Consider the following 21,401-nt stretch of genomic DNA (forward strand, 5'->3'; position numbering starts at 1 on the left):
AGTCGTTGGCAGCAGCGCAAGGGACAGGGTTCCGATTCCAAAAGGGGGCATCATCCATGCGGCTTCGTTATTCTGCCTTCGGCCTTCTGTGCGCGGCAGGGTCGGTTGCGGCCCAGCAGCCCCCTGCTGCCATTGCCGAGCCTGGTCCGGAGACAGAGGAAATCCTCGTCTTCGGGATTGGCCAGGTGCGGCAAGTCACCGAAGTGGGGCAGGAGGCGCTGCGGCTCGAGGTTCCAGGCTCCTCCCCCTTCAAGGCGATCGACCGGCTGCCGGGTGTGAATTTCCATTCCGCCGACCCGTTCGGTGCCTATGAATGGTCGACCCGGATCACTCTGCGCGGCTTCAACCAGAACCAGCTCGGCTTCACCCTTGATGGAATTCCGCTCGGCGACATGAGCTATGGCAATACCAATGGCCTCCACATCAGCCGGGCGATCATCTCCGACAACATCGCTGTCACACGCGTTTCCCAGGGGGCAGGCGCGCTTGCTACGGCGAGCACGTCAAACCTTGGCGGCACCATCGAGTTTCTCTCGCGCAGCCCCGCCGAGTCAGCGATGCTCGACGCCAACGCGACCTACGGCGCTTCCAACACGCTTCGCCTGTTCGCCCGCGCCGAAACCGGCCGGATCGGGCCAGTTGCCGCCTCGCTCTCCTACGCATTGCTCGATGCCGGCAAGTGGAAAGGCGATGGCGCCCAGCGCCATCACCAGGCCAATCTCCGCCTGGCTGCCAATGTTGGTGAGCGACTGGTCGCTTCCGGATTTCTCAACTTCTCGGACCGCCGTGAGAATGACTATCAGGATCTCTCGCTCGAGATGATCCGGCGGCTTGGCTACAAGTGGGACAATTTCGCGCCTGACTGGCCGCTTGCAGTGCTCGTTGCACAGATTGCCCAGAACCGGGGTGATGTTGGTGGCGGGCCTTCGAACCCGGCCGCCGGGACAGTCTATCCCGCGCCGATCACATCGGTCGATGATGCCTATTATGATGCCTCCGGACTGCGGCGGGATTGGCTCGCGGGGGCCACCCTTGCCTTCGCGGCGGACCCGCTTACCCTGAAACTCACACCCTACTGGCACCAGAACGATGGCCAAGGCATCTGGTACACGCCGTACCGCCGCACGCCAGGTGGCGCACCGATCTCGGTCAGGACCACCGAATATGACATCCAGCGCGGCGGGCTTCTGGTTGACACTGGCCTCGACCTTGGCCGCCACGACATCGCCTTCGGGCTCTGGTTTGAAGACAATGATTTCATTCAGGCGCGGCGTTTCTACGGCCTTGCCAACACGGCTGACCGCCCGTCGCGGCAGAGTCTCAAGTTCAAGCGCGACCCCTTCTTCACCCAGTGGCGGTTCGACTTCAACACCCGGACCATCCAAGCCTATCTCCAGGACCGGATCGAAGTGAGCGAGTCGCTCGTGCTCAACCTCGGGTTCAAGGGCAACCGCGTAGAGAACAGCGCCCGCCGGCTGGTGCCAGGAACGTCGCCAGCTGAAGGGGACATCGAGAGTGCGGACTGGTTCATGCCGCAGGCAGGCCTCCTGTTCCGGGCCGGGGAGCGGCAGGAACTGTTCTTGAGCTACACGGAGAACCGCAGGGCCTTCACGTCTGCGGCGACCGGTGTGTCGCCTTTTGCAACCACCCAGGCCGGGTTCGATGCAATCCGGGATACGCTCGCCCCTGAGACGTCAAAGACGCTCGAGGGCGGCTGGCGCTTCGGCTTTGGCGAGTTGCAGGGCGTGCTTGCGCTCTACCACGTCAAGTTCCGCGACCGGCTGCTCGGGATTACGACTGGCGCCGGGATCGTCGGCAACCCCGTGGTGTTGCAGAATGTGGGTGCAGTCCGCTCGGTCGGGTTCGAGACGGGTGCTGTCTGGCAGCCCATCGGCGACCTGAGCATTGCTGGCAGCTACAGCTTCAACCGCTCGACATACGAGGATGATGTGGTGAACGCCGCCGGCGTGGTGCTGGCGCGGATCGAGGGCAAGCAGACCGTCGACACGCCCAAGCATCTGTTCAAGGTCGATATGGCATGGGATGCCGCCGAAGGACTGTTCGGCCAAGTCGGTCTCAACTATGCTTCCCGGCGCTTCTTCACCTTCACCAACGACCAGTCGGTCCCGGGGCGGGTTCTTGTCGATGCAACAGCCGGCTATCGCTTTGGAGCCCAGGCCGGACCTTTTTCCGGCTTTGAAGCGCAGGTTTCGGTCACCAACCTGTTCGACGAGGAGTATGTGGCGACCATCGGCTCCAACGGCTTCGGGAACAGTGGCGACAACCAGACGCTTCTTGCTGGCGCGCCGCGCCAGTGGTTCCTGACCGTGCGCAAGCGCTTTCCCTGATGGCACCCGTGCCTCGCTTCCTCGTGCTGCTGCTGGCACAAGGAGCCATGGCGAACGCCCAGCCTGCCCTTCCCCAACCCGATGCGCCGCTTGTCATTGCCCATCGCGGTGCCTCGGCCGAACGGCCCGAGCACACGCTCGCTGCCTATCGACTTGCCATTGAACAAGGCGCGGATTTCATCGAGCCCGATCTCGTGATGACGAAGGACGGCGTGCTGGTTGCCCGGCACGAGAACGAGATTTCCGAGACGACCGATGTCGCCGACCGGCCGGAGTTCGCAGCGCGCAAGGCGACCAAGGTTATCGACGGCAAGCCGGTCACTGGCTGGTTCACCGAGGATTTCACGCTTGCCGAGCTCAAGACTCTGCGTGCGCGCGAGCGCTTGCCGCAGCTGCGGCCAGCAAACCAGGCGTTCGATGGCACCGAGACCATCCCGACCTTTGATGAAGTGGTCGCACTCGCTAAGGCGGCACCGCGGGCGGTTGGAGTCTATCCTGAAACCAAGCATCCGTCCTATTTCCGGAGCCTCGGGCTGCCGATGGAGGATGCGCTCCTTGCCGTGCTCAAGCGCCATGGTTTCTCGGCTGCGCGCGTGTTCATCCAGAGCTTCGAAGTGGGAAATCTTCAGGCCCTGAGGGAAAAGACTCGACTGCCGCTGGTGCAGCTCATCGCCTCGGCCGGAGGCCCAGCTGACCGGCCCGGCACGACCTATGCCGACATGCTGACCGACTCCGGGCTTCGGACAATCTCGACCTATGCCGACGCGATCGGCGTGGAGAAACCGCTTGTCGTGCCACGCGGCGCTGACGGCCGGCTGCAAGCGCCGACCAATCTTGCCGCCCGCGCCCGCAAGGCGGGGCTGCGCCTCCACGTCTGGACCTTCCGGCCGGAGAACTTTTTTCTCCCCGAAGGATTGAAGGGCGCCGGTCAACCGGCGGCGCGCGGCGATTTGGCAGGCGAGATCCGCGTGTTTCTGGCTGCTGGGATCGACGGGCTCTTTACGGACTCGGTGCCGCCAGCGCGGGAGGCGCTGGAGTCGCTGCATGCCGCCACCAGGGCTCGGTCGAAGCGAGCGCCCTCCAGTGGCGGCAGGCGCGGCCCATGAGAGTGTCCGCACGGGCCTTGTCGCGCTTGTGCAAGCGCTCGGCAAGCGCTGCAAATCGCGCGGCCACTTCGGCTGGCAGCTCGGGCGCGAACCCGACAAGAACGGCGAGATCGTTGATCGCACCAAGATCCTCCTGAAGCCGCTTCAAGGCCGAAAGGAATGCCTTTGCCTCTTCCCTTTCCCCTGCATATTCCGTCCCGTAGCGGAGTTTCTTCAGGTCTTTCCTGAGCTCGTGGCGTGTCTCTGGATCAAGCTCGGCGAGGCGGCGGCCGCGGTGGCGGATGGTCTTCCACAGCCGCTCAAGCCCAGGTGCGAGTACGGTCTCAAACGGCATGGCAAGGCGGGCACGTGCGCCCGGGCGCTGCCAGCCGCCGAGGGAGGCAAGCCGGAGCAAGCGGATGGCAAAGCCCGTGGCGCCGGCCGCGCGGAGTTGGGCGCGCACATTCGCGCGGGTTTGCCCATGCCAGCTCGCAAGTGCTTGCGCGAGCTCCGGATCCTCGCTTGTGGCCAAGGGAAGGAGAAGATCGCCCACGAGCACGTCTGCATCGCGCAAGGGGGAGACAAGGCGACCAAGCGTGCGCGCAGTTGCAGCAAGCGCGCGGGCATCCTCAGGCGCGAGGATGGGGCGGAACAGGCGAAGGGCCACCCGCAGGCGGCGGAGCGCAACCCGGAGCTGATGTGGGCCTTCGGGAGCATCGTCGGTGAGCGTTGCAAAGACGGTACGAGCGATGACAGGCGCAAGATGGGCAAGGCGGCTCTCGAAGGCCTCAGCCGCCGGCGTGCCGCGCGCGGGCGCCAGGGGCTTGTCGACAAGCGGCGGGGGCAGCAGGGGAGCGTGTCTGGCAAGAGCTTCGCCCCGTGCCGCCTTGCTTGGGAGATCAAGCCGGGCTGGAATCCTGGCCAGGAGCGATTCCGCCACTTCGAAGATGGCCTCGGGCGAACCGGCGGCGAGTTCGAACTCGGCTTCGCAAACGGGTTCAGAGCTTGCACCAGCGCGGATTTGGCCGCGGTCGAGCGCGACGTCGACCATGCCATGGGGACGGGCAATCCGGATAAGCTTGCGTCGGACCCGGGTCTCGAAGCGGGGTGCAAGCGCGGCCGAGCCGGAGAGGGCTGCGAGTTCGGCAGCAAGCGCGCGCTCTGGCAGTGTTGCAAGCTCCACTCGAGCCCCAGGGAGTGGCACTTCGATCTCGCGGGCCTGCTGGAAACCGCCGACTGTGGTGCGCGCCGATTTGACGGAGAGGAGATGCGTTCCCGCCATGCTCCGCAGCCGGAGCGCCACACCTGCCTGCGCAAGCCGGCCGTCAGCAGTGTCGAGGTAGCGGGTTGTCAGCATCGCCGGGGAAGATGTGCCATGCGTGCGCGCAAGCCGGCGCGACAGCTGCGCAAAGTCCGCAGGCGCAAGCCCCGCCTTCAATTCCAGTTCGACCCTTTTCATGCGCCGGGGTCATAGGCAGCAAGAGGCCGGGCTTCAATTGCCGGGGGGCGGGGGGCGGTCGAGCAGGATGTTGAGGCGGGCAGCAACGACGAGTCGGTCCGGGCTTTCCTGCCAGGCCTCCGCACGGACATTGGCGACCCGGCGCCCAAGGCGCGTGATGGTGGCCTTGGCATGCGTATCTTCCATGCGGCCTTCGCGGAGATAATCGACCGTGACATTGATGGGCTTCGCTGTCGCACCAAGCTCGAGTGCGGCAAGGACAGCGCGCAGCGCTGCAAGCTCAAGCAGGCCTGCAAGAGCACCGCCGTGGAGCCGGCCGGGTGCGCCGATGAGCGAAGGCGCAAATGGCATGGTGAAGCTGCCATCGGCATTGGCAACGAGGCCAAGTGTGATGGCATAGGGGGGAAGCGCAGGCAGCATGGCTCAGGCGGCAGCCGTCAGCATGAAGGTGCCAGCAACATGGGCAACCGGATGGCCCTCGTCGCCATCATGGGCGATGCCGCGGACAAAGGCGACGCGACGAGTCATCTTGTAGCACTCGGCGCGCCCGACCACCGTCTTGCCTGGCTCGGCGGGGCGCAGATAATCGCACCGCAAATCGAGTGTCGCATGGGGCTGGAGCTCGGCCATGCGCATGACAACTGCAAGGCCCGAGGCCGTGTCCATGAGCGAGAAGATGGCACCCGAGGCGATGACCCCCGACTCCGGATAGGCGACGAGCTGGGGGGCATAGGGCATCTCCAGCTCGGCCCAGTCGGGCCCGTGGGCGCGATAGCGGATCCCAAGTGCGGCAAGGTGGGGCACATGGCCGAGGAAACGGCCGATGAAGGCCTTCTGGCGCTCCGCTGCTTCAGCAGGGCTTCTCATGCAGCAAGCCGGGTGGCAGCCTCGCGAACGCGCGCGATCATGTTGGGGAGTCCCTGCGTCCGGTTGGACGAGAGGTGGGCGCGAAGCCCGAGGCGGGCGATGGCACCCTCAAAGTCGGTCGTGAGCACATCTTGAGGCGTGCGACCGTCGGCCAGTGCGACGATGACGGCGACGATCCCCTTGGTGATCGCGGCATCGCTGTCGGCCTGGAAGCGCAGGGTGCCGCCTTCGGCAAGAGGATAGACCCAGACATTGGCGGAGCAGCCAGGCACCTTGGTCGCCGATGTCTTGAGCGCCGGGTCCATTGGCGGAAGCGTTTCGCCAAAGGCGATCAGCGCCCGGTAGCGGTCTTCGGTGTCGAGCGCTGCGGCCCACTCGGCTTCGAAGTCGGCAAAGGACATGCGGCCTGCCCTAGCCTCTCCCGGCAGTCGGGGGGAAGGGGTCAGGCCCCCGGGCGGCGCTCCGGGGTGTCGCTAAGCTTCGCAATCTCGGCATCGAGTCTGGTCGTCGGGTCGGTGGCAAGACGCTCGAGGGTTGCCACCCGCCGGCGGAGATCCTCCAGCTCCTTCCTGGCGCGCAAGTCCTCGCCGATGGCAGTCCCGGCCTTGACGTAAGGATTGTCTGGCGAGTGGCGCTCCCAGCGGCAGGTCTCGCGGTTCCAGCGGCTGCCCTTCATCACGTTCCAGACCATCCAGGCAATCGCAATGATGACGGCTCCGAAGACGTTGATGTCCACGGATGTCTCCCCCGTGGCAGGGTTCAGTGCCGGAGCTTGTCGATTTCGCGCGCAAGCCGCAAGCCGCTGTCGGTTGCGATCCGCTCGAGGGTGACGAGCCGCTCCTTGATCGCTGAGAGTTCGGCGGCTTACCTTTCGTCCAGGCGCCGGATTTCGTCGGCCAGATCATGCTGGCGGTCGGTCACAATCCGCTCGAGGACCTGGACTCGTTCCTCAAGCCGCGCAAGGCGCTGGCGGGACTCGCCATCCAGGGTGGTGCGGGATTTCTCGAGAAGATCGAGCTCACGCATCTTCACGCTTTTCCAAAACCGCATGATGATGGCGACGATCGGGATCATGAGGGCAAGGATGGGGACCAAGACCCCGAGTTCGCGGACCATGGTGGCAGTTCCTCTTGTTCATGTGATTCTGCGGTTCAGCTGTGGCGAAGCTCGTCGATCTCTTGCGCAAGCCGGTTGTTCTTTGAAGTGACCGAGGCTTCGATATCGCGCAGCCGCCGGTCGATGTCGCGGAAGGAGGAGCGGACTTCGCGGATGCTGCGGCCCGGGGCAACGCGGGTCTTCTGCCAGAAGGCGCGGTCTTCGGGGTTTACTTCGCCAGCGTAGAGCTCGGCGGGCTTCGCTTCCGCCATGAAGCCGATGACAAGATAGAGGAGGACCAGGAAGCCAGCGCCGAGCAAGGTGCCAGAGACCATGGCGACTCGGATCCAGAGCACGTCAATGCCCGTGTAGTCCGCAATGCCGGCACACACGCCCAGGAACTTCGCGTTGCGCTTGTCGAGATAAAAGCCAGTGCGGCGAGCCATGTCAGACATCCTTTCCAAGCGCGCGGGGCCGGATGGCTGCAATGCGCGGGGTCTCGTCGGGCGCTTCGAGCGCGCGGTCGGCAGCGTGGATCCGCTCAATGACCGTCACGCGCTCATCGAGCTTGCGGGCAAGCTCGTGCAGCTCGTCGAGCAGATTCTCGTCTTCAAGCGTGAGCGTTGAGGCCTGCTTCCACTTGGTGATATAATGCAAGACAAGCCATGGCAGCCCGACGAAGAGGGCAAGGATGGCGATCAGCGGGATGAGGAAATCTTCCAAGGCTCAGCCCTCCTTTGCAGATGTCAGGCGACGCTTCATTGCTTCAAGTTCGGCCCGGACAGCATCTGACGCACGCAGCTCGGCGATCTCCTCTTCGAGCGACTTGCGGGGCGTGCCGAGATCATAGCTCTCGGCGCGGCCTTCCGCGAGGTCGACCCGCCGCTCGAGGATCTCGAAGCGGGAGAAGGCATCCTCGACTCGCTGCCCCTGCGTCATGGCACGGACCCGCGCGCGCTTCTGCGCCGTCTCCAGCCGCGCAAGGAGCGAGGCCTGGCGAGCGCGCGCTTCGCGCAGCTTGGCCTCGAGCTTTAGAATATCATCCTCGTAGCCAGCCAGCTGATTGGTGAGCAGGTCCAATTCCTCGTGCATCTGCTCGGCGATCGCCTTGACCTTCTGCTTTTCAGCAAGCGCTGCAGCTGCAAGATCCTCGCGACCCTTGGAAAGCGCAAGCTCGGCTTTCTCTGCCCAGCCTTCCTGGGCCTGCTCGATCTTCAAGATGGTGCGGCGCATCTCTTTCTGGTCAGCGATGGTGCGCGCAGCCGAAGCGCGGACTTCAACGAGCGTTTCCTCCATCTCCATGATGGCAAGGCGGATGGTCTTGGCCGGATCCTCGGCGCGCTCGAGCAAGTCGGACACATTGGCCTGGATAATGTCGCGGGCGCGGGAGAAGATGCCCATGGAAATGGTCTCCTTGGTGGTTGGCACGAAGGTGCGCACTTCGCGCAGGGACGAAAAGGGGGCCCGGGCAGCGGCGGCAGGTCTCCGCACCCTGAGGGGCTTAGACGCTGCCCGGGCTTGAGGCGGCATCCACAACGGAGCATGCTCCGAGGACTGGCAGCAGACACCGCCCACAGCTTCACCTGCCTCCGGCCCAGTCAGGGCCTCAGGCGCGTTTGCAAGCGAGGGGGGAAAGGAAGCGTTGGTCATGGGATGCCAATGGCGCTTTGCAAATGCTGTGCCAGATTGGCGCATGATGGCGATTCAAGCCCTTGCCTGGCGATATCGAGGGACTGCTTCGAAGATTTTCCTAAGAGTTGGCAAAATCTGCCAGGCCTGCTAGGGGCAGAATGTGGTCGCGAAACCAACCCAGCTTGTCGGGCAGGCCTCGGCCTTTCTTGATGCGGTCGAGCGGGCAAGCGCAGTTGCAGCGCTCAACCGGCCGGTGCTGGTGGTGGGCGAGCGGGGCACCGGCAAGGAGATGATCGCCGAGCGGCTGCATCGCCTGTCGCCGCGCTGGGAGGAGCCGCTGGTAGCCGTCAATTGCGCTGCACTCCCGGAATCGCTTCTTGATGCTGAACTGTTCGGCCATGAGGCGGGGGCTTTCACTGGCGCCGGTCGTGCGCGAGCTGGCCGGTTTGAGGAAGCGGATGGCGGCACGCTGTTCCTGGACGAGATCGCAACCCTGACTGCAGCTGGGCAAGAGCGGCTTTTGCGCGTGATCGAATATGGCGAGCTTGTGCGGCTGGGGAGCAGCCGGGCCATTTCTGTCGATGTGCGGGTCGTGGCAGCGACGAATGCGGATTTGCCGGCCCTCGTCGCGCGCGGCCAGTTCCGTGCTGACCTTCTTGACCGGCTGTCGTTCGAAGTGATCACCTTGCCGCCGTTGCGGCACCGGCGTGAGGACATTCCGCTGCTCGCCGACTTCTTCGGCCGGCGGATGGCAAGCGAAGTGGGCTGGCAAGGCTTTCCCGGCTTCACGAAAGAGGCGATGGATGCGCTGCTTGCCCATGACTGGCCAGGCAATGTGCGCGAGCTGCGCAATGTCGTCGAACGGTCGGTCTATCGCTCAGGAGACCCCAACCGGCCGGTGGGGGCAATCGCAATCGACCCGTTTGCAAGCCCGTGGCGGCCGCAGGGGCCCGGCGGACTTGTGGTCTCGAACGCTGATGCTGCGGATCCTGTGGCGCCGATGCTTCCGGCCGATTTCCGCGCCTCTGTGCGCGAGCATGAGCGGTGGCTGCTTGCCGCAGCGATGGAACGGGCGCGGCACAACCAGCGGCGGGCAGCCGTTCTTCTCGGCCTCTCCTACGACCAGCTGCGCCATGCCCTGCGCCGGCACGGGATGCTCGGCGAGACCGCTGACGCGCCCGCCTAGCAGCCGGCAGGAGCTCGGCTGCCCTGGCCAGCATCCCCACAGGAGACGAGTCATGGCTCTGCCGATGGCGGCGGGCGGAGCAGGAGCCGCTCGAGCTTCCGGTCATCGCCAGCGCGGATCTCGAGCATCCAGCCATTGGGATGGGTGATCGTCTCGCCTGGTGCTGGAACCTTGCCGGCAAGGAGAACGGCAAGGCCGCCCAAGGTGTCAACTTCGTCGGCCAGATCGGCGTCGGTGAAGGAGACCGCAAGCCGTGCCTCGAGTTCCTCAAGCAGCAGGCGGGCATCGGCCTCGAAGCCTTCGGGCGTCGCGCGCAGCAACTCGGCTGCGTCCTCGTCATGCTCGTCTTCGATCTCGCCGACGATTTCCTCGACGATGTCCTCGATGGTGACGAGGCCGTCGGTGCCACCGAATTCGTCGACGACGATGGCCAAGTGGGTGCGCGACTTGCGCATGTCGGTCAGCAAGTCGAGGGCAGGCTTGCCCGGCGGCACGAACAGGACCGGGCGGCACAGGGGCGCAACCGTTTCCGGAGGTGTGCCAGCGCCAGCGAGGATCATGAACAGGTCCTTCATGTGGATCATGCCCGACACATTGTCGAGTGAGCCGCGATAGAGCGGGATTCGGCTGTGGCCCGAATCGCGGAGATAGGCGACGGCTTCTGCGAACGGGCAGTCCTCGGGCAGCGCCTGGATGTCGGCGCGGGGTGTGGCGATGTCGGCTGCCGTGCGGTCACCGGCATCGAGCATGTTTTTCAGCATCTCGCGCTCTTCCGCGTCGAGATCATCCGCCGCAGCCCGTTCCTCCTCATGCTCCTCGATGGCTTCCTCGAGGCTTTCTCGAAGACTTGCCTCACGGGTGCGAAGGGGCAGGAGCGCGCGAAGTGCCTGCCACAGCCGCGGCGGCGCCGGACTCGACGGGTCTCCCATCAGCCGGCCGCCTCCCGACGATAGGGATCTGCAATCCCCAGTTTGGCAAGAATGGCGCATTCGAGAGCTTCCATCGCTTCCGCAGCATGATCCTCGGCATGGTCGTGGCCGAGAAGATGCAGCGTGCCGTGGACCAGCAGGTGGGTCACATGGTCGGCGAAGGGTTTGCGCTGCGTGGCGGCCTCGCTTGCAATGGTCTCAAGGCCGAGCGCGAGATCCCCCAAGAGATGGGCGCCTTCCGGGCGCGCGCGCAAGGCCGCAAGGCCCTGGGTGTCAAGCATGGGGAAGGAGAGTATGTTGGTTGGCCGGTCACAGCCGCGATAGTCGCGATTGAGGCGCTGGAGCTCGGCATCGTCGGTAAATAAAATCGAGACTTCAAGGTCGAGTGCAGGGGCTGTGATGAGCGGCGCTGCGCCAGCCCCTTCGAGCGCGGCTGCAACGGCACAGCGCGCAAGCGCCTCTGGGGCGATCCGCTCATCCCACTCGGGGGTCGTGACTTCGACTGCGACCTCAAGCATGGCGATGGACATGAAACTCAGGACTGGGGTCCCTCATACGCCTCGACGATACGGCCAACGAGCGGATGGCGGACGACGTCGCGTGCGCCAAAGCGGATGGTGCCGATACCCTTGATGGCCTCGAGCCGATGGACGGCATCGGCAAGGCCGCTGCGTTCGGGCTCGGGAAGATCGACTTGGTTCGGATCCCCGCAGATGACCATGCGGCTGCCCTCGCCGAAGCGGGTCAGGAACATCTTCATCTGCAAGGGCGTGGTGTTCTGGGCTTCATCAAGGATGATGAAGGCCGACGAAAGCGTCCGGCCACGCATGAAGGCAAGCGGCGCAATCTCGATCTCGCCTGAAGCGATACGACGCTCGACCTGCTCCGACGGCAGCATGTCGTAAAGGGCATCATAGAGTGGCCGCAGATAGGGATCAACCTTCTCGCGCATGTCGCCAGGAAGGAAGCCAAGCCGCTCACCGGCCTCAACCGCGGGGCGGGAGAGGATGAGCCGGTCGACCGACCCGGAGATGAGCTGCGAGACGGCCTGGGCGACGGCGAGATAGGTCTTGCCAGTGCCAGCCGGACCAAGGGCGAAGATGATGTCCGTGGCCGCGAGCGCTTCGATATAGCGGGCTTGGGCGGCATTGCGCGCAAAGATGGTCTTGCGCCGAGTGCGGATTGCTGGCGTTTCGCCGCTGGGACCGGGAAGCAAGCCATCGAGTGCGGCAGTCTCGGTCGCACCAATCGCAGCTTCGACATCGGCTGGCTCGAGCGGCTGGCCGCGTTCAAGCCGGCCATAGAGCAGCAAGAGGACGTCACGGGCGCGCGCAATCGCAGTTGGCTCGCCTTCGACGGCAACCCGGGTGCCGCGGGCGGCAATATAGACTCCAAGCCGGTTCTCAATCGTGATGAGGTTCTGGTCAAACTGGCCGAAGAGGGTGCCGAGCAAGTTGGCGCGCTCGAATTCCAGCTCGACGCGCGCGCGCGGCAGGGCGGGCTCGCGCATGGGCGGGGCAACAGGCCTGCCAGGCGGCTTCTTCACGCTGCGCGGGCGCCGACAAGGCGGCCGGCAAGGCTGTTGGGCCCGGCAGCAGTGATGGCAACCCGGACGAGGCGGCCGGGCGCAAGCCCCGGCTCCTCGACCACGACAGACTGCAGCCAGGGCGACTTGCCAATCCACTGGCCGGGATGACGGCCGGGCTTCTCCACGAGAATATCCGTCTCGGTGCCGAGGTGGGCGCGATTGAAGGCAAGCTGCTGGCTGGCAAGAAGCGCTTGCAGCCGGGCGAGACGCTCGGCACCGATCGCGGCTGGCACTTGATCTCGCCGGTCTGCAGCAGGCGTTCCCGGCCGGGGCGAATAGCGGAAGCTGTAGGCCTGGGCAAAGCCGACCTCCTCGACAAGGGCGAGGGTCTCCGCAAAATCCGCCTCCGTCTCGCCAGGAAACCCGGTGATGAAGTCGGAAGAGAGGGCAAGATCGGGCCGGGCGGCGCGGAACCGGGCGACGAGATCGAGATATTGGGCGCGCGTGTGACGGCGGTTCATCGCAGCAAGGATCCGGTCCGAGCCGGACTGGACTGGAAGATGGACGAAGGGCATCAGCGCTTCGACGCGCGCGTGGGCCTTGATCATGGCATCACTCACATCGCGCGGGTGGCTGGTCGTGTAGCGGAGGCGACGAAGGCCCGGAAGCGCCCCGACCTCTTCCAAAAGCCAGGCGAAGTCGTGTGAAGAATCCGTGGGCTCAACCCAGCCATTCACATTCTGTCCAAGAAGGGTGAGCTCGACGGCGCCAGCCTGGAGCAACCTCCTTGCCTCGGCGAGGATGTCGGCCGCCGGCCGCGATGCTTCAGCCCCGCGGGTATAGGGGACGACACAGAAGGTGCAGAATTTGTCGCACCCTTCCTGGATGGTGAGGAAGGCGGAGGCCCGCCGGCGCGCCTCCCGCGGCGGGAGATGGACGAATTTCGCAACCGCGGGCATGTCGGTATCAAGGACCAGCCCGTCGCCCGATGCCGCCTGTGCAAGAAGCTGCGGCAGGCGGTGGTAGGCCTGCGGACCGACGACGACATCGACAGGCGCGCGTGTGCGGATTTCCTCGCCTTCGGCCTGGGCAACGCAGCCGGCGACGACGACGGTCGGGCGGCGGCCTTCGGCGCGGGCAGCAGCACGGATCCGGCCGATGTCGGAGTAGAGCTTCTCGGTTGCCTTCTCGCGAATGTGGCAGGTGTTGAGGATCGCGATGTCGGCTGTGGCATTGTCTGCAGCCTCGACCAGGCCACAGGCCTGCAAGAGCTCGGCCATCCGCTCGCTGTCATAGACATTCATCTGGCAGCCATAGGAGCGGATGGTAAAGCTGTGGTGGCTCATGCCGGAAGCTCCCGCTCGCCGCGGACAAGGCGGCGGTAGCTGGTCGCAATGGCCTGATGGCAGTGGCGGGCAAGAGCCTTGCGGTCGCCAAAATCAGACGGCCTGACTGGGGGATGACAGACGATTTCGGCCCGGACCCGGCCGATCCGGCTCATGTCAAGCGCATGGGGGGCAAGGTCCATGTCGCCAATCCAGGCAAGCTCCAGAAGTCGGCTGCGCGTCAGCGGCAGGCCGTTCAACTGCGTGTAGGCAAGCGTCAACGGCTGGACCCGAGCTCCCGGCGCAGCGTCGAGCCCTGCAAACAGGGTGGACTTGAAGGGCAGGATGCGCACCCCGTCGTTTGAGGTGCCTTCGGGAAACAGGATGACATTGCCGCCGCGCTGCAGCCGGGTTGCCACCTCGCTTGCCTGGGAGGCAGCGCGGCTGCGCCGCTCGCGCTCGACAAAGATGGTCTCGCGCAGCCGGGCGAGCGTGTTGACGAGCGCCATCTGGCGGACTTCGTGTTTTGCCACGAAGGCCCCTTCAAGGCGCGCACCGAGCACAAGTATATCAAGCCAGGACAGATGGTTGGCAACGTAGAGGACAGAGCCCTTGGCAAGCTCGCCACGCAGCCTGACCTCTACACCAAGAGCACGGGCGACAATGGCACAGTAGAGCTCGGGGATCCGGACGCTGGCAGCAGGCGCAAGGGTGCGCAAAGCAACAAAGGCAGGAACGAGCGTGCCGGTTGCGGCAATCGCACTTGCCATCGACGTGACTGGTCCACTTGGCCGAAAGGCGCGCGGCCGGCGCAGGCTGCTGCTGCGCACCAGGTTGCGCCCCGGCGCCAAGAGCTCGCCCCGCATCCCGGTGGCGTGCGGCGCATTCAAGGACGCGCGAGCGCCCGCATGGGCGCGCAACGGCAAAGCACGGCGCGGCATGCCGAGTTTAGTCCTGCCCCTTTTGCCGCACGCCGTAGAGCTCTAGCCGGTGATCGACAAGGCGATAGCCGAGTCGTTCGGCGATCTCGGCCTGCAGTGCCTCGATGCGCGGATCGCTGAATTCGATGACCTCACCCGATTCGATATCGATCAGATGGTCGTGATGCTCATCGGGTGTTGGTTCATAGCGCGCGCGGCCATCGCGGAAATCATGCCGCTCAAGAATGCCAGCATCCTCAAACAAGCGCACTGTGCGATAGACAGTCGCAATCGATATGCCCTTGTCAATGGCCGAGGCGCGGCGATGCAGTTCTTCGACATCGGGATGGTCAGTTGCGTCTGACAAGACGCGGGCAATGACCCGACGCTGCTCGGTGATGCGAAGACCCTTGGCCTGGCACAAGGCCTCGATATCGATGGTTCCTGGCACGCCGGTTCCCGATAAAGCCTGGCTCCGGAACAACCAGAGCCAGGCTTTTTGATAGCTGCTGCACACCAAACCGGCAAGGCGCAGCTGAAAGCGGGCAGCGCTGCCTTGGCTACTTCTTGCGCCGCGAGGTCCGCGACGTGCCAAGCCCGATCTGCTTGGCAAGCGCACGCCGGGCCTCGGCATAGTTGGGTGCGACCATCGGATAGTCTGCCGGCAGGCCCCACTTGGCCCGATACTGCTCGGGCGTCATGCCATAGGCGGTCATCAAGTGCCGCTTCAGCATCTTCAGCTTCTTCCCGTCCTCGAGGCAGACGATGTAATCGGGCTTGACCGAGGAGCGGATTGGAACGGCGGGTTCGGGCCGGGGCGCAGGCGCGGCCTCCGGCCGGGCGAGAGCAGCAAGTGCCGCATAGACGCTCTGGATCAGTTGCGGCACATCGCCGACCGCCACACTGTTGTTGGCGACATGGCTCGACACGATGTCGGACGTGAGCGCCAGCAGATCATTCTCAGCTATGGACTCAGACATTTGTTGCTTTCCTATTTTGGCGCGGAATGCGCTCCGGGGTGGGCACGCACCGTTGGGCAACATGCCATTCAGCGACCCCCCCTTCCCTAATGCCCGAAATGTGAGAAGAGATGCAAGCCGAAACTTGGATGCAGACACCGAAACCCTGATCTCGGGCAATGTTCGGTCGATGTCAGTCGAGCGAACGACTGAGGGTAATCGCGGTTGCAGTACCTCCAGTTACAGATTTGTAATAGCCGGGCCTTGACCCAACCGGCCGAAACCCGAGGCTTTCATAGAGACTGCGTGCCCCAACATTGTTCTCGCGCACCTCGAGATAGAGCCGGCGGGCACCGCGGTTGCGGGCCTCGGCCATGGCGGCTGCCACGAGACCTGAGGCAAGCCCACGGCGGCGCCAGCCGGGCGCGATGGCACACAAGAGGAGTTCTGCCTCGCCGGCCGTTGCGCGGGTCAGGGCAAAGCCGAGAAGTTCACCCTCCATGGTGCTGGCGAGCAGCAGGAAAGCGCCAGGATCTTCAAGGCCGCGCACCAGCTGCTGTGCGCTCCACGCCTCGCGGAAGGCCGGATCAAACGCAGTCGCCGAGAGCTTCTCAACGGCTGTCGCATCGGCTGCGGAGCCCTGCAGCAGCTGCCAGGATTGGTCACGCGCCGTTGCCATCAGGCAGCCTGCCGGTCTGGCTGCGGCCGAATATAGAGTGGGAGTGGCGGGCCGAGCCTTGGAGGCGCGACCATGCCGGCAAAGCGGGCATCTGGCTCCTGCTCCAGGGCCGGAAGGCCAAGCAGAGTAAGGCCCGAGCCAGTTGCCGCACCCTTCCATGCCAACATGCGCGCGCGGGCCTGGGCGGGATCAAGGGCGACTGGCGGGGCGAGGGCATCGCAGTCATCAAGTGGCTGGACCCAAAGCTGGCCCCGGGGTGCCGCAAGTAGGACCAGGAGGGGGCCCTGATGGCCACGGGCCTTGGCGGCGGCGGCGACGAGCTGCATCGATGTCACCCCATGGACAGGGCAATTCCAGGCGAGCGCAAGTGCGCGCGCAGCGGCAATGCCCACGCGCAATCCCGTGAAGCTGCCAGGGCCGGTTTCGACTCGGATTTCGGCCGGGCGCGGCTGGCCGGCAAGGAGGGTGCGAAGCACCGGGATGAGTGCTTCGGCATGGCCTCGGGCCATGGGTTCGTGGTGGAAGGCGCAAAGCGTTGGCCCTTGCAGCAGCGCCAGCGACAGGGCGTGACCGGTGGCAACGGCAAGCGTTGTCCGGCGCGAAGGCGCGCTTGCGTCAGCCTCCCCGGTCAGAGGATCTGGCATGCCTCGTCAAACGGCAGGCGGGGCGCGCGCGGGAAGACATTCTTCCCCGTGCCATAGCCGAGGGAACAGAGGAAGTTGGTCTCAACCGAGGTGCCGGCCCAGAAGGCGGCATCGACGGCGGCCTTGTCGAAACCTGACATCGGCCCGCAGTCAAGGCCAAGCGCGCGCGCAGCAAGGATCAGATAGCCGCCCTGGAGCGAAGCATTGCGGAAGGCGGTATCACGGATGAGCGCGGCATTGCCTTCAAACCAGCTTTTCGCATCCGCATGGGGGAAAAGGAAGGGAAGGTGTTCTGGAAAGGCCATGTCCATGCCGATGATGACGGTGACGGGGGCGGCCAGCACCTTGGCACGATTGCCTTCGGCAACGCAGGCAGCAAGACGCGCCCTGGCCTCCGCGCTGGCGCAGAACAGGAAGCGGGCCGGCGAGCAATTGGCCGACGTGGGGCCGAGCTTCAGAAGATCGTAGAGCGCTTCAATGGTGCCTTCTGGCAGTGGCCGACAGTCCCAGTCATACTGGGTTCGGGCCTCCCGGAACAGCTGGTCGAGAGCAGCTCCGGCGAGAGCGGCGGGTGGGGGATCGGCCATCAGATGGCGCGGACTTCCACCACTTCGGGCACATAGTGGCGGAGCAGATTCTCGATCCCGCCCTTGAGCGTTGCTGTCGACGAGGGGCAGCCAGCGCAGCTTCCCTGCAGGTGGAGATAGACGATGCCACGATCAAAGCCGCGATAGATGATGTCGCCGCCGTCACTGGCGACCGCAGGGCGGACTCGGGTGTCGAGGAGATCGCGGATCTGGGCGACAATTTCGGCATCTTCGGGGTTGTCGAAGGTCTCGGCCTCGGTGAGGGCAGAGGTGACAAGCGGCGCGCCACTTGCGAAATGGTCGGCGATGATGGCGAGCACGTCGGGCTTGAGGCTGGCCCAGTCCGCCCCGCCCGAGGCGAGCGTGACCGCCACGAAATCCCGGCCGAAGAAGACCCGCTCCACATCACCAAGCGCGAACAGGGCGCGAGCAAGCGGGGAAGCTTCGGCAGCGTCGGGATCGGCAAAATCATAGGTCGCAGGTCCAGCCACAGTCCGGCCGGGCAGGAACTTGAGGGTGGCAGGATTGGGTGTGGATTCGGTCTCAATGAGCATGGCGCGCCTCTCCCCTGGTCATTTGGCTGAGAAGGGCCTGCGCTTCAAGGGTGAGGGACAGCGCGGCGGATGGCACGCGCAAGGCAATCGGCAGCGCGTGTGCCAAGTTCGGCCAAGAGGACGGGGCTGACGGCAGCAGGCATTTGCGGGGCAACCGACAGCGCAAACACCGTGTCGCCATCGAAGGGCGTATGGATGGGGCGGATTGCGCGCGCAAGACCATCGTGGGCCATGAGCGCAAGGCGGCGGGCCGCAGCGCGGGTGAGCGGGGCATCCGTTGCAACGACGGCAAGCGTGGTGTTGGCGAGGGCATCAGAAGGCGCAAGCCCAGCCATGGGGTGGTGCTTGGGCATGGGCACTGGTCCCGATGTGGGAGGCGCACCAGGCTCGACTTCGCCGAAGCAGTTGACGGCGACGAGCGCGAGGACGAGGCCGCCATCGTCGAGGGGTACCGAGGCCCAGCCGAAGCCGCCAGCGCGGCTGCCGGCGCGGGCACCGAAAGCCGCGCCGACCTGGCCCGTCAAGGGTGCCGGGCCGGCTGCGGCGAGCGCCTCGCGGGCGAGGCGACGATAGGGCGGCTCGGGGCCATTGGCGCGGAGGAAGCCCTTGTCGCCGCCATTGAGAAGGTCGAACAGGATGGCCGCCGGCACGATGGGAACATGGAGCGCTGCCGCACCGGTGCCAAGGGCAAGGCCCCTGCCCGCTCGCGCGAGCGCAAGCGCCACTTCATCTGCTGCAGCAAGGCCGAAGACACTGCCACCGGCGAGAACGATGGCGTGGGCCCGCTCGACGAGATTTTCGGGGGCAAGCGCGTCGGTCTCGCGCGTGCCGGGGCCGCCGCCGCGGATATCAACGGCCATCACTGCCGGCGCCTCGGGAAGGATGACGGTCACACCAGTGCGGACCATCGCGCACTGGGCGTGGCCAACGGCAAGGCCGGCAAGCCAGGAGTCTGTGCTCTCGCTCATGGCTTCAGGAAGCCGACCGCCTCGTGCACTTGCGCAACCGTCTGTGCGGCCAATTGGCGCGCCCGGGCAGCACCCGTCGCAAGCGCGGCATCGATTGCCTGCGGCTCGGCAAGAAGGGCGCGCAGACGGGCGGAGATCGGCTCCAGGCTTGCGACCAGAAGGTCGGCCAGCGCAGGCTTGAAGCGGGCAAAGCCCTGGCCCGCGAACTCGGTGCAAATCGAATCGACAGACCTGCCTGTCAGGGCAGCGAAGATTTGCACCAGGTTCTGTGCTTCGGGCCGGCCAGCGAGCCCTTCGGCTGACTCCGGCAGCGGCTCCGGGTCCGTCTTGGCGCGGCGGATCTTCTGGCGGATTGCGTCGGCCGTATCGGTCAGGTTGATGCGCGACTGGTCGGAAGGGTCGGACTTCGACATCTTGGCCGTGCCGTCACGAAGCGAGCGGATGCGCGGCGCTTCTGGCGGGATGATGGGATCGGGCGGAATGAGCAGCTCGACTCCGTGGTCGGTATTGAACTTGATGGCGATGTCGCGGGCGAGTTCGAGATGCTGCTTCTGGTCCTCGCCGACGGGGACATGGGTGGCCTTGTAGACAAGGACATCAGCGGCCTGGAGCACGGGGTAGGTGAACAGGCCGACCGAGGCCCCCTCGCGGTCCTTGCCCGACTTTTCCTTGAACTGGGTCATGCGGTTGAGCCAGCCCATGCGGGCCGTGCAGGAAAGCACCCAGGCAAGCTCTGCATGTTCGGGAACCTGGGCCTGGTTGAAGAGGACCGAACGCGCAGGATCGATCCCGGCGGCCATCAGCGCAGCGGCAATCTCGCGGGTGGAGCAGCGAAGCTCGGCGGGATCCTGGGCAAGCGTGATGGCGTGCAGGTCGGCAATGAAGAAGAAGGCCTGGTCATCCGGGCCGAGCGCGTCCTGCATGCGAACCCAGTTCCGGATGGCGCCGAGCCAGTTGCCAAGGTGGAGCTGGCCCGTGGGCTGGATCCCTGAGACGATTCGCTTGCCGGCAAGAGGGGCTGTCGGGGCCGTCATGGCGGGCCTTCTCAGGTGGCAGCCGGGCGGCGGAGCGCGGCAAGGAGCATGCGTGGCTGCCAGGCCCCGATGAGAGTGGCAAGTCCGAGGTAGACGGCTGCGCCGCTGCCCACCAGGGCAACCATCGCTGCCACCCGCGCAAGACCCGACCCAGCTGCAAGCGGGAGGACCAGGGGGTGGAGCACAAGCAGCACGGCGACAACGGCGATCGCTGCCACCAGCATGCGCGGGACGGCGCGGCGGAGCGCAGCATCGGGCACAAGCCGGCCCCTGCGCGCAAGGCCGCGGGCAAGAAGTGCAACATTGAGCCAGGCCGAAAGCGCAGTCGCAAGCGCAATGCCGACATGCTGGAGCGGCCAGATGAGAAGGACATTGCCGACAAGATTGGCGGCAATTGCCACCAGCGCGAAATGCATGGGCGTGCGCGTGTCGCCACGGGCATGGTAGCCCGGCGTGAGAACCTTGACGAGGATATAGGCTGGAAGACCAAGCGAGAAGGCCATGAGCGCGCGGGCCGCCATGGCGCTGTTCTCGGCTGTGAAGCGGCCATGCTGGAACAGCGCTGTGATGATGGGATGGGCAGCAACGACGAGCGCGGTTGCCGCCGGGATGGCAAGGAACAGGGCGAATTCAAGCGCGCGGTTCTGCTGGTGAAGCGCGGCGTCTTCGCGGCCGGCACCGATGAGGCGGGCAAGGGTGGGCAGAAGAGCAACGCCAACGCCGACGCCGATGAGGCCGAGGGGAAGCTGGTTCAGGCGGTCGGCATAGTAGAGGTAGCTGACCGATCCCTCCGGGAGGAGACGCGCAGCAAGGATGGTCGAGACCAGCAGGTTGAGCTGCGTTGCACCGGCGCCAATGGCCGCTGGCCCGATGCGGCGCAAAAGGGTGCGGATTTCCGGCGAGAAGCGGGGAAAGACGAGGCGTGGCGCCATGCCGGCCCGGCGGACGAAGGCGAGAAGCCAGAGGAACTGGGCGAGGCCAGCGACGGTGACGGCAACGGCGAGCGCGCGGGCTGTTGCAACACTTGTGTCCCCGCGGAAGGCAAGAAGGGCGGTAATGAGGGCGATGTTGAGGAGCACGGGGGCAGCAGCCATGGCAGCGAAGCGGCCAATCGCATTGAGGACGCCGCCAAGAAGGGCGACGAGGGAAATGAGCATGAGATAGGGGAAGGTCAGCCGGGTGAGCTCGACGGTGAGGGCAAGTTTTTCCGGGCCGGCATCGCGGAAACCGCCCGTCATCGCCAGAACCACGGGCCCGGCCGCAATCAGCATGAGGGCCGTAAAGGCCAGGAGGATGGGAAGCAAAAAGGCGAGTGCCTGCTCCGTGAAGCGGCGGGCGGCGGTGCGGCCATCCGGCTGCCCGAGGCGTTCGGCGGCCATGGGCACAAAGGCGGCAGCGAACGCTCCTTCCGCAAACAGCGAGCGGAACAGGTTGGGCAGGCGGAAGGCAACAAGGAAGGCATCCGCAGCAAGGCCAGCGCCGAGGTAGCGCGCCATCAGGAGATCGCGCGTAAATCCGAGAATGCGGGAGACGAGGGTCAAGGACCCGACTGTCGAGGCGGCGCGTATCAGGGCCACTGCCGGACCTTATCCGCTGGTCCGC

At 65.4% G+C, this 21,401-nt stretch carries 26 protein-coding genes; 3 read left to right on the forward strand and 23 right to left on the reverse strand.

Annotated features, from left to right (window positions below):
* Nucleotides 1–56 precede the first annotated feature (56 nt).
* Together ACWIQA_RS00465 and ACWIQA_RS00470 are read left to right on the forward strand one after the other, a co-directional pair.
* Entirely contained in the window at nt 57–2,348 is a 2,292-nt protein-coding gene (locus tag ACWIQA_RS00465; RefSeq protein ID WP_448581097.1) for a TonB-dependent receptor, read from the forward strand.
* Entirely contained in the window at nt 2,348–3,454 is a 1,107-nt protein-coding gene (locus ACWIQA_RS00470) for a glycerophosphodiester phosphodiesterase (protein WP_448581098.1), read from the forward strand. Before ACWIQA_RS00465 ends, ACWIQA_RS00470 begins: the two co-directional genes overlap by 1 nt.
* Here ACWIQA_RS00470 and ACWIQA_RS00475 read toward each other — a convergent pair.
* From ACWIQA_RS00475 to pspA, 9 genes are all read right to left on the reverse strand, one after another.
* Nucleotides 3,348–4,892, reverse strand: coding sequence for a CYTH and CHAD domain-containing protein (locus tag ACWIQA_RS00475; protein WP_448581099.1), 1,545 nt, complete (start codon nt 4,890–4,892; stop codon nt 3,348–3,350). The genes ACWIQA_RS00470 and ACWIQA_RS00475 overlap by 107 nt on opposite strands.
* A gap of 33 nt (nt 4,893–4,925) precedes the next feature.
* Nucleotides 4,926–5,312 (reverse strand): PaaI family thioesterase, encoded by a 387-nt coding sequence (locus ACWIQA_RS00480; RefSeq protein WP_448581100.1) that lies wholly within the window; start codon nt 5,310–5,312, stop codon nt 4,926–4,928.
* Between the two features lie 3 nt (nt 5,313–5,315).
* Complete coding sequence (locus ACWIQA_RS00485) at nt 5,316–5,759, reverse strand: PaaI family thioesterase (protein ID WP_448581101.1); 444 nt, start codon at nt 5,757–5,759, stop codon at nt 5,316–5,318.
* Nucleotides 5,756–6,160, reverse strand: coding sequence for a SufE family protein (locus tag ACWIQA_RS00490; RefSeq protein ID WP_448581102.1), 405 nt, complete (start codon nt 6,158–6,160; stop codon nt 5,756–5,758). The genes ACWIQA_RS00485 and ACWIQA_RS00490 overlap by 4 nt, the downstream gene beginning before the upstream one ends.
* 41 nt (nt 6,161–6,201) lie before the next feature.
* Nucleotides 6,202–6,495 carry a hypothetical protein gene (locus tag ACWIQA_RS00495; protein WP_448581103.1) on the reverse strand — a complete coding sequence of 98 codons (294 nt, stop codon included), beginning with the start codon at nt 6,493–6,495 and terminating at the stop codon, nt 6,202–6,204.
* 128 nt (nt 6,496–6,623) lie between these two features.
* Entirely contained in the window at nt 6,624–6,875 is a 252-nt protein-coding gene (locus ACWIQA_RS00500; RefSeq protein ID WP_448581104.1) for a hypothetical protein, read from the reverse strand.
* A gap of 35 nt (nt 6,876–6,910) precedes the next feature.
* Nucleotides 6,911–7,300, reverse strand: a complete 390-nt coding sequence (pspC, locus tag ACWIQA_RS00505; protein WP_448581105.1) for an envelope stress response membrane protein PspC — start codon at nt 7,298–7,300, stop codon at nt 6,911–6,913.
* A gap of 1 nt (nt 7,301) precedes the next feature.
* Nucleotides 7,302–7,577 carry an envelope stress response membrane protein PspB gene (gene pspB / locus ACWIQA_RS00510; RefSeq protein WP_448581106.1) on the reverse strand — a complete coding sequence of 92 codons (276 nt, stop codon included), beginning with the start codon at nt 7,575–7,577 and terminating at the stop codon, nt 7,302–7,304.
* Nucleotides 7,578–7,580: 3 nt separating this feature from the next.
* Complete coding sequence (gene pspA, locus ACWIQA_RS00515) at nt 7,581–8,255, reverse strand: phage shock protein PspA (RefSeq protein WP_448581107.1); 675 nt, start codon at nt 8,253–8,255, stop codon at nt 7,581–7,583.
* A 391-nt stretch (nt 8,256–8,646) separates the two neighbouring features.
* Between pspA and pspF the strand changes: the two genes are divergently transcribed.
* Nucleotides 8,647–9,672 carry a phage shock protein operon transcriptional activator gene (gene pspF / locus ACWIQA_RS00520; RefSeq protein ID WP_448581108.1) on the forward strand — a complete coding sequence of 342 codons (1,026 nt, stop codon included), beginning with the start codon at nt 8,647–8,649 and terminating at the stop codon, nt 9,670–9,672.
* 50 nt (nt 9,673–9,722) lie between these two features.
* Here pspF and ACWIQA_RS00525 read toward each other — a convergent pair whose 3' ends face one another.
* The 14 genes from ACWIQA_RS00525 to murJ form a co-directional block, all read right to left on the reverse strand.
* The gene (locus ACWIQA_RS00525; RefSeq protein ID WP_448581109.1) at nt 9,723–10,601 is read right to left on the reverse strand and encodes a hemolysin family protein; all 879 of its coding nucleotides are present in this window, start codon (nt 10,599–10,601) and stop codon (nt 9,723–9,725) included.
* Nucleotides 10,601–11,119 carry an rRNA maturation RNase YbeY gene (ybeY, locus tag ACWIQA_RS00530; RefSeq protein ID WP_448581110.1) on the reverse strand — a complete coding sequence of 173 codons (519 nt, stop codon included), beginning with the start codon at nt 11,117–11,119 and terminating at the stop codon, nt 10,601–10,603. Before ybeY ends, ACWIQA_RS00525 begins: the two co-directional genes overlap by 1 nt.
* Nucleotides 11,120–11,136: 17 nt before the next feature.
* Nucleotides 11,137–12,111 (reverse strand): PhoH family protein, encoded by a 975-nt coding sequence (locus ACWIQA_RS00535; RefSeq protein WP_448581111.1) that lies wholly within the window; start codon nt 12,109–12,111, stop codon nt 11,137–11,139.
* Between the two features lie 32 nt (nt 12,112–12,143).
* Nucleotides 12,144–13,475, reverse strand: coding sequence for a tRNA (N6-isopentenyl adenosine(37)-C2)-methylthiotransferase MiaB (gene miaB / locus ACWIQA_RS00540; protein ID WP_448581112.1), 1,332 nt, complete (start codon nt 13,473–13,475; stop codon nt 12,144–12,146).
* Complete coding sequence (locus ACWIQA_RS00545) at nt 13,472–14,344, reverse strand: lysophospholipid acyltransferase family protein (RefSeq protein ID WP_448581113.1); 873 nt, start codon at nt 14,342–14,344, stop codon at nt 13,472–13,474. The genes miaB and ACWIQA_RS00545 overlap by 4 nt, the downstream gene beginning before the upstream one ends.
* A 58-nt stretch (nt 14,345–14,402) precedes the next feature.
* Nucleotides 14,403–14,825, reverse strand: coding sequence for a Fur family transcriptional regulator (locus tag ACWIQA_RS00550; RefSeq protein WP_448581114.1), 423 nt, complete (start codon nt 14,823–14,825; stop codon nt 14,403–14,405).
* 109 nt (nt 14,826–14,934) lie between these two features.
* Complete coding sequence (locus tag ACWIQA_RS00555) at nt 14,935–15,354, reverse strand: MucR family transcriptional regulator (RefSeq protein WP_448581115.1); 420 nt, start codon at nt 15,352–15,354, stop codon at nt 14,935–14,937.
* A 172-nt stretch (nt 15,355–15,526) separates the two neighbouring features.
* On the reverse strand, nt 15,527–16,012 hold the full coding sequence (locus tag ACWIQA_RS00560) for a GNAT family N-acetyltransferase (RefSeq protein WP_448581116.1): 486 nt from the start codon (nt 16,010–16,012) through the stop codon (nt 15,527–15,529).
* Nucleotides 16,012–16,656, reverse strand: a complete 645-nt coding sequence (gene tsaB, locus ACWIQA_RS00565) for a tRNA (adenosine(37)-N6)-threonylcarbamoyltransferase complex dimerization subunit type 1 TsaB (RefSeq protein ID WP_448581117.1) — start codon at nt 16,654–16,656, stop codon at nt 16,012–16,014. The genes ACWIQA_RS00560 and tsaB overlap by 1 nt, the downstream gene beginning before the upstream one ends.
* Nucleotides 16,641–17,243: a malonic semialdehyde reductase gene (locus ACWIQA_RS00570; RefSeq protein WP_448581118.1), complete on the reverse strand. Its 603-nt coding sequence runs from the start codon at nt 17,241–17,243 to the stop codon at nt 16,641–16,643. Before ACWIQA_RS00570 ends, tsaB begins: the two co-directional genes overlap by 16 nt.
* Nucleotides 17,243–17,797: a NifU family protein gene (locus ACWIQA_RS00575; RefSeq protein WP_448581119.1), complete on the reverse strand. Its 555-nt coding sequence runs from the start codon at nt 17,795–17,797 to the stop codon at nt 17,243–17,245. The genes ACWIQA_RS00570 and ACWIQA_RS00575 overlap by 1 nt, the downstream gene beginning before the upstream one ends.
* Nucleotides 17,798–17,841: 44 nt before the next feature.
* The gene (locus tag ACWIQA_RS00580; RefSeq protein ID WP_448581120.1) at nt 17,842–18,765 is read right to left on the reverse strand and encodes a P1 family peptidase; all 924 of its coding nucleotides are present in this window, start codon (nt 18,763–18,765) and stop codon (nt 17,842–17,844) included.
* The gene (trpS, locus tag ACWIQA_RS00585; protein WP_448581121.1) at nt 18,762–19,799 is read right to left on the reverse strand and encodes a tryptophan--tRNA ligase; all 1,038 of its coding nucleotides are present in this window, start codon (nt 19,797–19,799) and stop codon (nt 18,762–18,764) included. The genes ACWIQA_RS00580 and trpS overlap by 4 nt, the downstream gene beginning before the upstream one ends.
* Before the next feature lie 11 nt (nt 19,800–19,810).
* Complete coding sequence (gene murJ, locus ACWIQA_RS00590; protein WP_448581122.1) at nt 19,811–21,376, reverse strand: murein biosynthesis integral membrane protein MurJ; 1,566 nt, start codon at nt 21,374–21,376, stop codon at nt 19,811–19,813.
* Nucleotides 21,377–21,401 lie beyond the last annotated feature (25 nt).

Source organism: Thermaurantiacus sp. (genome assembly GCF_053487655.1).